Below are 13251 nucleotides of genomic sequence, written 5' to 3'. Positions count from 1 at the left end.
TGTCCTGTGGGCGACAAGCCCGGGAGGCACGATTCATGAGTGAGCGAGCTCTTCGCGGCACGCGCCTCGTGGTGACCAGCTACGAGACGGACCGCGGCATCGACCTGGCCCCGCGCCAGGCCGTGGAGTACGCATGCGAGAAGGGGCATCGATTCGAGATGCCCTTCTCGGTCGAGGCGGAGATCCCGCCGGAGTGGGAGTGCAAGGTCTGTGGAGCCCAGGCACTCCTCGTGGATGGCGACGGCCCTGAGGAGAAGAAGGCCAAGCCCGCGCGTACGCATTGGGACATGCTGATGGAGCGGCGGACCCGAGAGGAACTCGAAGAGGTCCTCGAGGAGCGGCTCGCCGTTCTGCGCTCCGGTGCGATGAACCTCGCGGTTCATCCCCGGGACAGCCGCAAGTCCGCTTAGTCCCTGCGGGGCTCGGACCGGTACACAGCGCACATTACTGACCGCGGGCGCCGTACGTTTCGACGTACGGCGCCCGCGGTCTGTTGTGCGTGCGCGCCCGCGCGGTACGCCCGCGCGGGCTGCCCCAGGGCTCAGCGCGTCAGCGGCGGGCGGCGTTCCTGCGGGGTGTCGCCCGGCTCGTCGTGCTGGATGACCTCGCCCTGGACGACCTTGCCGTCGGGGCGGTGGATACGGGCCTGCTGGAAGACGTCACCGAAGCCGCCCGTCCCCGCGGCGCGCAGTGTGCGGTCCACGGTGCGCTCGGCGTAGCGGCCGACGGCCTTCTGGACCGGCGGGACCAGCAGAAGCAGGCCCACGGCGTCCGAGATCAGCCCGGGGATCATCAGCAGCAGGCCGGCCAGCATGAGAAAGCCGTTGCCGCTGCGCTGCGCCGGGGAGCCGCCCCGCTGCAGGGCCTCGTTGAGGTTCTGGAAGGCCCGCCGCCCCGCCCGCTTGACCACCGCGGCACCGGCCACGACGCCGGCGAGCAGCAGCAGGAAGACCACCCACCCGCTCGACGCGCCGGCGACGACGGTCAGCAGCCAGATCTCCAGCACCAGCCACGCGGCGATCCCCAGCGGCAGGACGGTGCGCAGCCGCGAGCGGCGGGTCCGGCCGGAGGGGCGGGAGGAGGAAGAGGTCGGAGCGCCAGTCGTCATGTCTCCAGTGTGCCTGGCCCCGGCTCAGCTCCGGATAAGGGCCTGATCAGGCGTTCCCGCCCGCAGGCGGCTCACCCGGCTCGCCCGCCGACGGCCTGGCAGGCTTCGTCTTCCCCGTGAGTTTCTCGACGCGCTCCCCCACGCCCCACGCGGTGACCCGCCACAGCGCCTCGACGAGGATGTCGCGGCTCATCTTGGAGTCGCCCAGCTCCCGCTCGACGAAGGTGATCGGCACCTCGACGACGTGGTAGCCGGCCTTGATCGCGCGGCGCGCCAGGTCGACCTGGAAGCAGTAGCCCTGCGAGGCCACCTCGTCCAGGCCCAGCCCTTCCAGGGTCTCGCGGCGGAAGGCACGGTAGCCGCCGGTGATGTCCCGCAGCGGCAGGTCGAGCGCGAGCCGCGAGTACAGGCTGCCGCCGCGGGAGATGAACTCGCGGGACTTCGGCCAGTTCACCACGCGGCCGCCGGGCACCCAGCGCGAGCCGAGGACCAGGTCGGCGCTCTTGAGCGCGGTGAGCAGGCGGGGCAGTTCCTCGGGCTGGTGGGAGCCGTCGGCGTCCATCTCGACCAGCACGCCGTAGCCGTGCTCCAGCCCCCAGCGGAAGCCCGCCAGGTAGGCGGCGCCGAGGCCCTCCTTGCCCTTGCGGTGCAGCACGTGCACGTGGCCGTCCGCGGCGGCCAGCTCGTCCGCCAGCTTGCCGGTGCCGTCCGGGCTGTTGTCGTCGGCCACGAGAACGTGCGCCTCGGGAACCGCCTGCCGCACCCGGCCGACGATGCTCTTGATGTTCTCCGCCTCGTTGTAGGTCGGAATGATCACCAAGGCCGTGCCGAGCGGACCGAACTTCCTCCCCTGGGCCTTCGCCTCGAAAGTCCCGTCGCCGTCGTTCACTGCTGCCCCTTCATGTCCGTACGCAGAGGACCACCATAGTGGCCGCGGCCTGCGATGACGTGACAGGACGTTCGTATGGTGGTGTCCAAAGAGGAAACTCGGGGTAGGAGCGACGGTTTCGGGGTCGTCGGCACGCGCGCGTGCGGCGGATGGGGGCCCGGCGCCCTTCGGGCCGACCTGGGACCCGCTGGCTGCGGATCGACCCAAAGCCGTTGTCTACTGAGCGCCCGGGCCCCACCCGGGTCACACCTCCCCGGTGCGGCCAGAACGTTCCCTCGCCGGCGCCGCGCTGAGCCTGGCTCCCAGTGGCGGTGCCCCCGATCCGGGTGCACCGTCCCTGACCCAGCGGCGCTGCGGCACGTACGTGAACGTTTCCCGCTCCGGGCGTCCGGTGGTGGACTCCGGCGAACCTATCGGCCCCGGGGCGCCGCCTGTCAACAGCCGCTCGACCTGCGGTGACGGCGTCAAAGCGCAGGTCAGCCCACGACAGACCGGCAGTGAGGCGATGGCTGCGGTCCGCCGCCCGGCCGCCGTAGATCACTCGCCCGGCCGTACGTACACCGTGCGGCCCCCGACCACCGTCCGCAGGCAGACGGGCAGGTCAAGGCCCGGCGTGAGGTCGGGCAGACCGGGGGTGCCCGAGCGCGGGTCGGTGGACCAGCGGGCGACGCGGTCGTCGGGGGCCTGGACGACGAGCGCGCCGGTGCGCCACACGGCGTAGTCCGCGGGTGCGCCCGGCACCAGGACGCCCGCGTCGTCGCGTCCGATCGCCCGCCAGCCGCCGCGTGTATGGGCGGTGAAGGCGGCGCGGACGGAGACGCGGTGCTCCGGGGTGCGGTGGAAGGCGGCGGCGCGGACCGTGCCCCACGGGTCGAGCGGCGTGACCGGGCTGTCCGAGCCGAAGGCCAGCGGGACGCCGGCGCGCAGCAGCGCGGCGAAGGGGTTCAGCGTGCGGGCCCGCTCGGCGCCCAGGCGCTGGGCGTACATACCGTCCTCGCCGCCCCACAGCGCGTCGAAGGCCGGCTGCACGGAGGCGGTCAGGCCCAGCTCGGCGAAGGCGGCGATGTTCTCGGGGGTGAGCATCTCGGCGTGCTCGACGCGGTGGCGCGCGGCCCGCACACGGGCCAGGCCGACCTTCTCCGCGGCGGCGCGCACGCCCTCGACCACGGCGGTCACCGCGGCGTCGCCGATGGCGTGGAAGCCCGCCTGGAGGCCCGCCTCGGTGCAGGCGACGACATGGGCGGCGACCGCGTCGGCGTCGAGATAGGCGGTGCCGGTGTGGGCGGCGTCGGCGTACGGCTCGTGCAGGCAGGCGGTGTGCGAGCCGAGGGCGCCGTCGACGAAGAGATCCCCGGCGGCGCCGAGCGCGCCCAGCTCCCGTGCCTTGGCGACGTCCGCCTCCGCCCAGTAGCCGACGACCCGCGGGCCCCGCTCCTCGGCGGCGAGCCGGAGCAGGCCGGTGAAGTCGTCCTCGGAGGAGATCTCGGGGCCGCCGCACTCGTGGACGGAGCCGATGCCGAGGGACGCGGCGTGCGCGAGGGCGGCGCGCTGGGCCTCGGCACGCTGCCCGGACGTGATCGCGCCGAGGGCGGTGGCGCGCACGGCGTGGTGGGCGTCGGCGGTCAGCGGCCCGTCCACGACCCCGAGGCCGGGGGTCAGCTCCAGCAGGGCGGTGGTGACGACGGCGGAGTGGACGTCGATGCGCGACAGGTACAGCGGGCGTCCGCCGGTCGCCTCGTCCAGCTCCGCGCGCGTGGGCGGGCGGCCGTCGGCCCAGCGGGCGGCGTCCCAGCCGTGCCCGAGCAGCACCCGGTCGTGCGGCCGGGCGGCCGCGAACTCCCGTACGGCGGTCAGGGCCGCCTGCAGCGACGGCGCACCGGACAGGTCCAGGCCGGTGAGCGCCAGACCCGTGGCGGTGGTGTGCACGTGGGCGTCGGTGAACGCGGGAGTGACCAGGGCGCCGTCGAGGTCGACCACCTCGTCGACGCCGTCCGCGAAGGCGTCGGCCGCGCCCTCGGAACCCACCCAGGCGACCTGGCCGCGCTCGACGACCATGGCGGTGGCGAAGGGGTCGGCGGGGCTGTGGACCTCGCCACGGCGGAGCAGGACGGTCTGCGGCTCGGGGGTGCGCTCACTCATGGGGAACAGTCTCGCGCCTGGCCCGGACCGCTTCGCACCCAGGTGGGGTCAGATGCGCGGCGGCCGTGCCTCGTACGGCGTGGACAGCACCACCGTGGTGCGGGTGGACACGCCGGCCAGGGAGCGGACCCGGGCGAGCAGCTCCTCCAGCTCGTGCGGGGTGGCCACGCGCACCTTGAGGATGTAGTTCTCGTCGCCGGCGACGCTGTGGCAGGCCTCGATCTCGGGGACGCCGGCCAGCCGGTCGGCGATGTCGTCGGGCGCGCTGGGGTCGAACGGTTTGACCGAGATGAACGCGGTCATCGGCAGCCCGACGGCCTCCGGGTCGACGACGGCCGCGTAACCGCGGATGACGCCACGCTGCTCCAGCCGGCGCACCCGCTGGTGCACGGCTGACGTGGACAGGCCCGTGGCCTTGCCCAGGTCGGTGTAGCTCATCCGCCCGTCCTTGACGAGCAGCTGCACGATCTGACGGTCCAGCTCCTCCATGACGCAGAAACCTACAGGGCGGGTGATCTCCTCGGATACCTCCCAAGCCCAGGTCATACCCGGTTCGTGACCTCACGGTCGGCCGTCCGTGCGCCATCCGGGCGGCGCACGGCCCGCTCCCGGTCAGCCGCGTACGCCGTGTGACGAACGCCACACGCTTCGAACCGTTCCCGTGATGGTCTCGTGATTACCCCCCGGAGCGGGCGGGAAGTGCTTGCTGTGGTCGAGGCCGCAGCGCCTTCACGGCCCAGCCCGAGGGGGAGAATCCCATGCAGAGTCTTAAGCGCCCTGGTCGCTCCGTGCCCAAGCGGCAGCAGATCGTCGTCGAGCCCGAGCCGGAGGGCGTCGAACCCGACGCCTTCGACGACGGCGAGGAGTTCGACGCCTACGACACCTTCGAGATGTACCGGGTGATCTGCCCGGACTGCGCGCAGCCCATCGCCCTGCTGGCGGACGAGGAGGTCCTGCCGGAGCACGCGCTGTGCGCCTCGCCGTGGAACCCGTTCGGGCTCACGGTGTGTGCCGGTACGGGTCGCAGGGCGTCCGACGCCCGGCCCGCGGACGAGTCGTTCGCGCCCCAGGAGCAGGACACGGCCCTGCTGTTGACGCTCCCTCAGGGGCTCGACTGGCGGACGCAGCCCTTCTCGCACGTCGGCGGCCCGGGCTCGCGCCCGATGCGCGTCCCGACGATGCCGCACGCCGCCTGAATTCACCCGTCACCGACCTGCGCCACGGCCGTGAGAGCGCCGTGGCGCGGGTCGGTGTGCGGTGACCCGAGCGGTTGCGGGTCTTCCCCCGGCAGCGGGCACCTGCGGCGGCCGTTCGGTCAACGCGCCTTGGCCGCATGGATGTTGGCGGTCGCTCACGTGATCACGACGGACGGGCGCGAACTCACGCCCGATTCCGTAGGCCGGTGACCTGGCGGACCGCCGCCGCGTTGCCCGGGTATGACTCGCACGTACGCGACGACCGGGCATGAGCGGCGCCTCTTCGTGCCGCCACCCGCAGAATCGGTTCCTCTGGCGCCGCCGCAGCATCCGGACCCGCCCATCTACCGCGCCGTGCTGCGCGTGTGGGCGGAGAGCGGCCGCACCCTGCCGGGGCGCCACGACCCGGAATGGGTCAGGCTGGCGGCCCCGCTGGTCCGGCCGGGCCAGTTCGGCGGCTTCCGCGGCCCGGGCGACCCGGGCTGAGCCGGCGACGGGGGCAGAAGGAGCCGGGCTCAGCGGGGCTCGCCGAGCCGGGGCGCAGGGGGCCATGCGGCCTCGCCGAGCCGGGGCCCAGCAGGCCCATCGGCCTCACCGAGCCCGAACCGGCGGGCCACGCGACCTTCAGTGAACCCCGGCGCGGTGGGCCAAACGGCCTTCACCGACCCCGGCACCGGAGGCCATCCGGCCTGCACCGACCCCCGGCACGGAAGGCCACCCGGCAGAACCGACCCGGGTCCCGCCAGGACACGCGGCCCTTACGAACCCGAACCGGGACCCGGCAGGCAACGCGGCGTTCACCGGACCCGACCCCGAACCCGGTCCCGCCCGACCACGCGGCCGCCCCGTCGACCCGGCGCTCAGCGGGTTTCGGGCCCCGCGACGTGACGGGCGATGACCATGCGCTGGATCTGGTTCGTGCCCTCGACGATCTGCAGGACCTTGGCCTCCCGCATGAACCGCTCGGCCGGGAAGTCGGCGGTGTAGCCGTAGCCGCCGAGGATCTGGACGGCGTCCGTGGTGACCTTCATCGCCGTGTCGGTGCAGTGCAGCTTGGCCATGGCCGCCTGCTTGGCGAACGGCCGGCCCGCGTCCTTGAGCCGGGCCGCGGTCAGGTACAGCGCCCGGCCCGCCTCGATCTGGGTCGCCATGTCGGCGAGCATGAAGCGCAGGCCCTGGAAGTCGGCGATCGGCTTGCCGAACTGCCGTCGCTCGGTCGCATACGTCACGGCCTCGTCGAGCGCCGCCTGAGCCACGCCGATGGCGCAGGCCGCGATGCCGAGCCGGCCGGAGTCCAGGGCGGACAGGGCGATGGTGAAGCCCTGGCCCTCCTCGCCGATGCGCCGGTCGTCGCCGACACGGACGCCGTCGAAGTGGACCTGGGCGGTGGGCGAGCCCTTCATGCCCATCTTCTTCTCGGGCGCCGCGGCGCTCAGCCCCTCGGCGTTCCCCGGAACCAGGAAGGCCGTGATCCCGCGCGGGCCCTCCTCGCCGGTGCGGGCCATGACCGTGTAGAAGTCGGCGACCCCGCCGTGCGTGATCCAGGCCTTGGTGCCGGTGATCACCCAGCCGTCGCCGTCGCCGTCCCGGACGGCCTTGGTGCGCAGGGACGCCGCGTCGGACCCGGAGGCCGGCTCGGACAGGCAGTAGGCACCGAGCAGCCCGCCTCCAAGCATCGCGGGCAGGTGCTCGACCTGCTGCTCCTTGCTGCCGAAGGTCGCGAGGGCGTGACAGGAAAGGGTGTGCACGCTGACGCCGAGGCCCACGGTGAGGCGGGCCGCGGCCAGCTCCTCCAGCACCTGGAGGTAGACCTCGTACGGCTGGTCGCCGCCGCCGTACTCGGAGTCGTAGGGCAGGCCGAGCAGTCCTGACTCGGAGAGGAGGGAGAAGACCTCGCGGGGGAAGCGTCCGGCGTCCTCCTCCTCGGCCGCCTTCGGGGCGATCTCGCGCTGCGCTATGTCACGGACGAGCGAGATCAGGTCCCGGGCCTCCTCCGTGGGCAGCGGACGGTCCACCGGCTGCGGGGCGCGGTCGGGCATGGCGACGCTCTCCTCCCTGTCGGGCACATCGGCGGACGTGCGCCCGGGGTTGGGGCGGCTCCGCCGGGTCTTCCTGGTGCCGGTCGGGGCGGGCGTTTCCGGGTCTCGGAACCGTGCTGACCAGCGGCTGTGCGCTGTGAGTATGCCCGATTCAAGGGGTCGCGTCACCAGTTAACGACCGCTTACTTCAAGAAAAATCCGGGACCCTCCCGCGGGGCCGGAAAACGGGGGCGCACCGCCGCCGGCGTCAGCCGTCGCGGCGGGCGGGCTCGGGGGCCGGGCAGGCCGGCTCGATCTCCTCGATGGCGCGCAGGGCGCCCCCCAGCGTCCTCACCAGCAGGTCGCGCATCACGTCCCGGGACAGCTCGGGGCGGTCGACCCAGTCGAGTGTGGCGCCCTCGACCCCGCACACCCAGGACAGCAGGCCCATGCGGGCCGGCGGGGTCAGGTCGGTGCGGCCGTAGGCGCCCTCGGCGATGGTGAGGATGATCGCCTCGCGCACCGAGTCGCGGATGGCGTGCACCTCGGTGTCGAAGCCGACGCCGCCGCTGACGATGGTGCGGTAGGCGGCCTGGTTCTGCTCGGCGTAGCGCAGATAGCCGTCGATGGTGCGGTGCACGCGGTCCACGGCGGGCAGCTCGGCGCCGCTCGCGGCGGAGGCGACCAGGTCGGCGACCGCGTCCTGGACGATGGCCAGGTAGTAGCCGCGCTTGGACCGGAAGTAGTAGTAGATCAGCCCCTTGGCGACATGGGCCTGGCGGGCGATGTCGTCCATCGACAGGGCGTCGTAGGAGGTGTCGGCGAACAGCCGGCGCCCGATGGCGATCAGTTCGGCGCGACGCGCCAGCGAGCGCTCCGTGCCGCGGGGCCCCGGAACGGTGGCGGCAGCGGGCTGATGGCTGAGGTTCAAGGTCGACCCTGGGTTCCTGCGGGCGGCGGACATGCCGCAGTATGGCAGGTCGGGTATGCCTCAGATCACACTTGTCCGAGCCGCGAGAACCCTTGGTGCGACGGTCGGTTCAGAGCAGTCCGAGCTGGGTGACGAGCATCGCGAGCACGACGACGAGCACCCAGCCCATCGCGTGTTCCAGGATCGTGGGGCCGTCGTCGCGGGGGCCGCCGGTGCGGGCGCGGGGGGCGGTGGCCGTGTGTGCGGTCATGGCGTCGTCTCACTGTGGTCGTCCGTGCGGGTTCGTCCCCCGCCGATCGTCCACCATGCCACCGAACGACCGCTTTGTGGCGGAGAGGTTGGTCACAGCATTCGCCGGTACGACGGCCCCCGGGCGGCTCCCTGGGGCCGTCGAGGGCGGCTCAGCGCACGCCCACCGCCGCGAGCGCGGCCCGTTGCCGCGGGGTCGGACGGGCCGGGAAGTACAGGTAGCAGACGCCTCCCGTGCCGGAGGCGACCTTGCCGGAGGCGTTGTACCGCTTGGTCCGCAGCCAGATGTTCTCGAACTCCCGGCGCAGGTAGACCCGGCGTACCGCCGCGTCGTCGGGCGAGGCCGGGTCGTTGGCGATGACGTCGCCGTCGGCCGTGAAGCCGATGACCGTCATCAGGTGCCCCGAGGTGCCGTAACCGGCCCCGGTCAGTTCGCTCTTGAGGAAGGACTGGGACGTCATGGCCGGAATGCCGGCCGCGATCAGCGTCTCCAGCTCGGTGAGCGACGCGAGCCGGGTGACCACGCCCTGCAGGTCCGGGAAGGTGGCCGCGTAGGCGGCGTTGAAGGGCCAGTTGCCGCAGCCGCCGTACTGGTAGTCATAGGTGTACCGGGCCGCGTGGCAGACCTGCGGATCGGCGTACGACGGATCGACCCAGGCCAGCTGCTCCGGGGAGAGCCGGTCGCCCCAGTACTCGATGATCATCTGCGAGGAGGTGGGGCTGCACCAGGCCTCGCCGCCGTTGTCGTACTCCGGGTACTGGCCCTTGTGGATCTCCTGCGAGTAGCGCGGGACGGCCAGTTCGCGGGCGATGGCCGGGGTGGAGGCGGGGACCGTGAAACGGTCGGGGATGTCGGAGCCCATGGCGCCGAGCCGCCACACCGTCGGCGTGGCCTGCAGCCCCGGGCGGCGGTACAGGGTGAGCCGGAGCCGGTAGGAGGCCAGCCGCAGGCCGGAGGCGGGGTCGTCGATCGAGAAGGTGTCGGTCCAGATGCTGCTCCTGCCGTCCGTCTGGCCGTCGACGGAGGTGCGCCGGATGTCCTGGTCACCGGCCGCCCAGCGGCCCATGACGTACCAGGGTGTGGCGGTGCCGTCGGAGTACGTGCCCTGCAGTTCGGTCTGGATCCAGGTGCCGGCGGGGGTGCGGGCGTTCCAGGAGGCGACGGCCTCGGTGGCCGGGACGGCCGGCCGGTGGACCGGGGAGGTCCAGGTGGCGTACTCCCAGCGGGAGGTGGTGCCGGTGTGCGGGTCGGTGTAGTCGGTGGTTCCGGCCGCCTCGCCGATGATCAGGCCGGGGCGGACGCCCGCGACGGCCCGGGTGCCGCGGTCGGTGCCGCCGCGCCAGTCGGTGTACGTGGTCCAGGACCGGTGGTCGATCGGCCGGCCCGGGATGGCGCGACCGGCGGCGGACGCGCCGCCGGCGGCCAGGACCGGGCCGGCGCCACCGGCCACCGCGGCGGTGACCGCGGCGGCCAGCAGGGTTCTGCGGGAGGGCTGTTCGGCTCTGCTCATGGGCGGAAGACCCCCAGGGATGCGAGTCGGGGCAGGCAGGTCCGTGCGGCAGTGGCCCCACTATGACCGCAGCGGGCGGCACTGGCCAGCACCCGACGGGCATGCCGCGGCACCAATATTGGTCCACACCCCTGGCATGACCTGGGCGGCAGCGGCCGTACACTCTCCCCGCCACCGCCCCAGCCCCCGAACCACCACCGGACGATGCCCGACACCCTGCACCAGCTCGCCGCCCATCTGCGCCGACTCCCCCCGTCCTGCGGCCCGGTGCGTCTGGTCGGCATCGACGGACACGCCGGTTCCGGCAAGTCGACGTTCGCCGGCCGGCTGGCGCGGGCCCTGGACGATGCCCCGGTACTGCACCTGGACGACATCGCCAGCCACAAGGAACTGTTCGCCTGGACGGACCGGCTGCACCGCCAGGTGATCGAACCGCTCGGCCGGGGCGAGACGGCGCACTACACGCCCTACGACTGGCGCACCCGCCGCTTCGGCGCGCCGCGGCCGCTCGCACCGGCCCCGCTCGTTCTGATCGAGGGAGTCGGCGCGGGCCGCCGCGCCCTGCGCCCGCACCTCGCGTGCCTGCTGTGGCTCGACCTGCCGCGCGAGGAGGCGTGGGAGCGCGGCAGGCAACGGGACGGAGCGGAGCAGGAGGACTTCTGGACCGGATGGGTGGAGGCAGAGGAACGGCACTTCGCCCAGGACCCCTCCCGGCCTCACGCGCACCTTCTGGTACGTCAGTTGGCCAAGGGATACGAGGTGCTGCCGGGGCCGGGTGCGACGGCCGTCGAGGACCACGACATCACGCACCGTGACGGACCATCTGCGATGTGATGAACCCATGAAGACCCCTGAGCGGGAACTTGTCCGAGCGCCTCAACTCCGCTTGACCGGGGGCCCTTACAGGACTTACGTTCTCAATGTGCGGCAAACCAAGCCGCCCCTTCGACGCGAAGCCCCTGGTTGTTCCCCCGTGACCGGGGGCTTCGTTCTGCCCTCACAGCCGCGCGCGGCCGCAGTGAGGCGCCGTTCACTCACTCTCGGTGACCGGCCCGCGTACGCCCAGTGTGCTCCCACCTCCCCAAACAGCCGGTGCCATACCCTTCGGCCCACCACCGACCCATGGGTACGATGCCCTCGGTGCGCCCTACGGACGCTGCTTCGCGCACCTGCAACTCCGGTCCGCGGCACAGCGGTTCGAACCAGGCATCGGCGGGGGCACGGTCTGTGGGGGACGTGATGGACTTCGGCACGCAGGGCCCCGAGCCCCCGGCCGACCTCGCCTGGCTGCGAGGCGTGGACGCCTACACCATGGGCGCCTACCCGCAGGCGGAGGAGGAGTTCCGCACCGCGGTGCGGATCGATCCCGGCATGGCCGACGGCTGGCTGGGCCTGCACGCGCTGCGCGTGGACACCACCACCGCCCTGCTGCGCATGTACCGTCACCGGGACCGCTTCGGCGAGCAGCGCACCCGGCACCGCCGTACCCTCAACTCCTGGTACTGGCTGGGCTGGTGGGTGCAGCCCGTCCTGGAAACCCCCCGCGACCTCCTCCTCGCCCACGCCTCGCACTGGCTGGACGGCCGCCACGTCCCCGAACTGGACCGCGCCCTCGCCGGCCTGCCCCCCGTGGACACCGACCCGCAGGTCCGCTTCCTGCACGCCTGCCGCGCCTACCTGGTCAAGGACTGGGAGGAGCTGGTCCGGCACACCGACCCCCTCCTGGACGACCCGCTCCTCGGCATCGAGGCGGGCCTGTTCGGCGGCATGGCGAGAGTCCGCCTGGAGATGTACGGCCAGGCGGAACCGCTCCTGTCGACCGCCCTGATGCGCTGCCGCAGCGAGCAGCCGCAGCGCAAGGAGCTGCGCTACTGGCTGGCCCGCGCCCATGAGGGCACCGGTCGCTCCGCCGCCGCGCTCCCCCTGTACCGGGCCGTGCACCGTGTCGACCCGGCCTTCATGGACACCTCGGCCCGGCTGGCGGCGATCGCCGAGGGCGACGGCTACGACGTCACCACCGACCCGGCCGACCTCGCAGCGGTCACCCTCACCGGGACCGGCCAGGACGGCGCGGACGGCCCCGACGGCCTGGACCCGCTCTTCGGCAGCGAGGGCCGCGACCTGCGACTGACCGACCTGGACGTGCCCCCGGTGCCGTCGGCGGTGAACCCGGTGGTGCGCCACAAGACGACCGTGTCGTCACCCCTGCCGGCCGGCCCGACCGACCCCGCCTTACTCGAGGAGGCGCTCGCCGAGCTGGAGCGCATGGTGGGCCTGGAGCCCGTGAAACGCCAAGTCAAGGCGCTGTCGGCGCAGTTGAACATGGCCCGGTTGCGCGCCGGGCAGGGCCTGCCGGTCCAGCCGCCCAAGCGGCACTTCGTCTTCTCCGGCCCCTCGGGTACCGGCAAGACCACCGTCGCCCGCATCCTCGGCCGCGTGTTCTACGCCCTGGGCCTGCTCGGCGGCGACCACCTGGTGGAGGCGCAACGGGCGGACCTGGTGGGCGAATACCTCGGCCAGACGGCCGTGAAGGCCAACGAACTGATCGACTCGGCCCTCGGCGGCGTCCTCTTCGTGGACGAGGCCTACTCCCTCTCCAACTCCGGCTACGGCAAGGGCGACGCGTACGGCGACGAGGCGCTCCAGGTCCTGCTGAAGCGGGCGGAGGACAACCGCGACCACCTCGTCGTCATCCTCGCGGGCTACCCGGAGGGCATGGACCGCCTGCTCACGGCCAACCCCGGCCTGTCCTCCCGCTTCACCACGCGCGTGGACTTCCCCTCCTACCGCCCCCTCGAACTCACCGAGATCGGCAAGGTCCTCGCCGCGGAGAACGGTGACCTGTGGGACGAGGAGGCCCTCGACGAGCTGCGCTCGATCGCCGGGCACGTGGTCGACCAGGGCTGGATCGACGAACTCGGCAACGGCCGCTTTCTGCGGACGCTGTACGAGAAGAGCTGCGCGTACCGGGATCTACGGCTGTCGGCCTACGCCGGCCCCCTGTCCCGCGACGACCTGGCCACGCTGCGCCTCGCGGACCTGATGCAGGCGTACGGCGAGGTCCTCTCGGGCCGCGGCCCCCAGGACCCGCCGGCCCGCTAGCCGCCGCCAGGACGGCCCACGCGCCCGGCGCGCCCGGTCCACGATCGATGGTGGGTGCAGCTCCGACTCGGGGTCGGGATATTCGTTGGTCGCCGTGTGCGGATGGTG

General features: G+C 72.9%; 13 protein-coding genes. 5 read left to right on the top strand and 8 right to left on the bottom strand.

Translation table 11 applies throughout. From position 1 onward, the window contains the following. Positions 1 to 35: 35 nt before the first annotated feature. Positions 36 to 410, top strand: coding sequence for an RNA polymerase-binding protein RbpA (locus tag AB0J12_RS17165; RefSeq protein ID WP_010357981.1), 375 nt, complete (start codon positions 36 to 38; stop codon positions 408 to 410). 131 nt (positions 411 to 541) lie between these two features. On the opposite strand, the gene fxsA is transcribed toward AB0J12_RS17165, so the two are convergent. From fxsA to AB0J12_RS17145, 4 genes are all read right to left on the bottom strand, one after another. Beyond that, positions 542 to 1108 (bottom strand): FxsA family membrane protein, encoded by a 567-nt coding sequence (gene fxsA, locus AB0J12_RS17160; RefSeq protein ID WP_363265102.1) that lies wholly within the window; start codon positions 1106 to 1108, stop codon positions 542 to 544. A 46-nt stretch (positions 1109 to 1154) separates the two neighbouring features. Further along, entirely contained in the window at positions 1155 to 1997 is an 843-nt protein-coding gene (locus AB0J12_RS17155; protein ID WP_363265101.1) for a polyprenol monophosphomannose synthase, read from the bottom strand. Positions 1998 to 2534: 537 nt separating this feature from the next. After that, complete coding sequence (locus AB0J12_RS17150) at positions 2535 to 4136, bottom strand: amidohydrolase (protein ID WP_363265100.1); 1602 nt, start codon at positions 4134 to 4136, stop codon at positions 2535 to 2537. A 48-nt stretch (positions 4137 to 4184) separates the two neighbouring features. After that, complete coding sequence (locus AB0J12_RS17145; protein ID WP_006136660.1) at positions 4185 to 4625, bottom strand: Lrp/AsnC family transcriptional regulator; 441 nt, start codon at positions 4623 to 4625, stop codon at positions 4185 to 4187. Positions 4626 to 4894: 269 nt separating this feature from the next. Between AB0J12_RS17145 and AB0J12_RS17140 the strand changes: the two genes are divergently transcribed. Both AB0J12_RS17140 and AB0J12_RS17135 read left to right on the top strand, forming a co-directional pair. Beyond that, complete coding sequence (locus AB0J12_RS17140; protein ID WP_363265099.1) at positions 4895 to 5332, top strand: hypothetical protein; 438 nt, start codon at positions 4895 to 4897, stop codon at positions 5330 to 5332. Between the two features lie 240 nt (positions 5333 to 5572). Continuing rightward, positions 5573 to 5818, top strand: coding sequence for a hypothetical protein (locus AB0J12_RS17135; protein WP_363265098.1), 246 nt, complete (start codon positions 5573 to 5575; stop codon positions 5816 to 5818). Between the two features lie 374 nt (positions 5819 to 6192). Here AB0J12_RS17135 and AB0J12_RS17130 read toward each other — a convergent pair whose 3' ends face one another. The 4 genes from AB0J12_RS17130 to AB0J12_RS17115 form a co-directional block, all read right to left on the bottom strand. Then, positions 6193 to 7371, bottom strand: a complete 1179-nt coding sequence (locus AB0J12_RS17130; RefSeq protein WP_363265097.1) for an acyl-CoA dehydrogenase family protein — start codon at positions 7369 to 7371, stop codon at positions 6193 to 6195. A gap of 247 nt (positions 7372 to 7618) precedes the next feature. Then, complete coding sequence (locus AB0J12_RS17125; RefSeq protein WP_363265096.1) at positions 7619 to 8281, bottom strand: TetR/AcrR family transcriptional regulator; 663 nt, start codon at positions 8279 to 8281, stop codon at positions 7619 to 7621. A 109-nt stretch (positions 8282 to 8390) separates the two neighbouring features. Beyond that, positions 8391 to 8531, bottom strand: coding sequence for an SCO1431 family membrane protein (locus AB0J12_RS17120; protein ID WP_363265095.1), 141 nt, complete (start codon positions 8529 to 8531; stop codon positions 8391 to 8393). 151 nt (positions 8532 to 8682) lie between these two features. Beyond that, on the bottom strand, positions 8683 to 10041 hold the full coding sequence (locus AB0J12_RS17115; protein ID WP_363265094.1) for a peptidase C39 family protein: 1359 nt from the start codon (positions 10039 to 10041) through the stop codon (positions 8683 to 8685). Between the two features lie 204 nt (positions 10042 to 10245). Between AB0J12_RS17115 and AB0J12_RS17110 the strand changes: the two genes are divergently transcribed. Then, entirely contained in the window at positions 10246 to 10875 is a 630-nt protein-coding gene (locus AB0J12_RS17110) for a hypothetical protein (protein WP_363265093.1), read from the top strand. Positions 10876 to 11280: 405 nt separating this feature from the next. Next, positions 11281 to 13143, top strand: coding sequence for an AAA family ATPase (locus AB0J12_RS17105; RefSeq protein WP_363265092.1), 1863 nt, complete (start codon positions 11281 to 11283; stop codon positions 13141 to 13143). Positions 13144 to 13251 lie beyond the last annotated feature (108 nt).

This window comes from Streptomyces sp. NPDC049915, from assembly GCF_040656475.1.
GTDB lineage: Bacteria > Actinomycetota > Actinomycetes > Streptomycetales > Streptomycetaceae > Streptomyces.
This window is presented reverse-complemented; position numbering and strand designations above follow the sequence as displayed.

Excerpts from the sequence above, each read along its gene's own strand:
- AB0J12_RS17165 (WP_010357981.1), top strand. The coding sequence starts at position 36 with ATGAGTGAGCGAGCTCTTCGCGGCACGCGCCTCGTGGTGACCAGCTAC.
- fxsA (WP_363265102.1), bottom strand. The coding sequence starts at position 1,108 with ATGACGACTGGCGCTCCGACCTCTTCCTCCTCCCGCCCCTCCGGCCGG.
- AB0J12_RS17150 (WP_363265100.1), bottom strand. The coding sequence starts at position 4,136 with ATGAGTGAGCGCACCCCCGAGCCGCAGACCGTCCTGCTCCGCCGTGGC.
- AB0J12_RS17145 (WP_006136660.1), bottom strand. The coding sequence starts at position 4,625 with ATGGAGGAGCTGGACCGTCAGATCGTGCAGCTGCTCGTCAAGGACGGG.
- AB0J12_RS17140 (WP_363265099.1), top strand. The coding sequence starts at position 4,895 with ATGCAGAGTCTTAAGCGCCCTGGTCGCTCCGTGCCCAAGCGGCAGCAG.
- AB0J12_RS17135 (WP_363265098.1), top strand. The coding sequence starts at position 5,573 with ATGACTCGCACGTACGCGACGACCGGGCATGAGCGGCGCCTCTTCGTG.
- AB0J12_RS17130 (WP_363265097.1), bottom strand. The coding sequence starts at position 7,371 with ATGCCCGACCGCGCCCCGCAGCCGGTGGACCGTCCGCTGCCCACGGAG.
- AB0J12_RS17120 (WP_363265095.1), bottom strand. The coding sequence starts at position 8,531 with ATGACCGCACACACGGCCACCGCCCCCCGCGCCCGCACCGGCGGCCCC.
- AB0J12_RS17115 (WP_363265094.1), bottom strand. The coding sequence starts at position 10,041 with ATGAGCAGAGCCGAACAGCCCTCCCGCAGAACCCTGCTGGCCGCCGCG.
- AB0J12_RS17110 (WP_363265093.1), top strand. The coding sequence starts at position 10,246 with ATGCCCGACACCCTGCACCAGCTCGCCGCCCATCTGCGCCGACTCCCC.
- AB0J12_RS17105 (WP_363265092.1), top strand. The coding sequence starts at position 11,281 with ATGGACTTCGGCACGCAGGGCCCCGAGCCCCCGGCCGACCTCGCCTGG.